The organism is Vibrio sp. 1401 (assembly GCF_033340295.1).
Genome location: NZ_JAWOWF010000672.1, coordinates 1 through 562 on the forward strand (window position 1 = coordinate 1; position 562 = coordinate 562).

A 562-nucleotide genomic window follows, 5' to 3' on the forward strand; every position below is an offset into this window, starting at 1 on the left:
TTCTCTTTGGATTTAATTCAGTATATGGGGGAGGGGAAATAGGGATTCAAGGGGGCAAAAAGAAAGGCCCTAGGATCTTAGCTCCTAGGGCCTGAGTTTAAAGATTTTCTTTCCAAATCGCACATGGCTCGATTTTCGCGCGTTGCAGTTTATGACGGTCACGTTCTGCATCACGTTTGAACTTATACGGACCTAGCACCACGCGATACCATGAACTGCCTTCTTTCTTACGAATTTTGCTCGAAAGACCTTGGAAAGCAATAGCCAGCTTTCGCTCTTCGGCCTGTGCTTGGGTTTTGTAAGCGCCACACTGCATTACGTATGGGATTTTAGATACTTCGATTTCTTTGGCGACGACTTCCACTTCTCGCTTGGGTAAAGATTCGACGTATTCCCACTTCTCTTCAGGTGGTGGTGGCAAATCCTTTTTCGGCTTTGGCTTACTGACGGTCGTGGTAGGTTGTTGAACCACGGGTGGTTTCGGTTCTGGATCGTTACTTAATAAATACAGACCATAGCCAAAACCGCCCACAAGCAAGATTGCAAGTAGACCACTACGCCA

1 protein-coding gene is annotated in these 562 nt (G+C 46.6%); it reads right to left on the reverse strand.

The window, feature by feature from the left end:
* Positions 1-97: 97 nt before the first annotated feature.
* On the reverse strand, positions 98-562 hold a 465-nt coding region (gene ftsN / locus R7Z77_RS27495; protein WP_318137326.1), incomplete at its 5' end, for a cell division protein FtsN.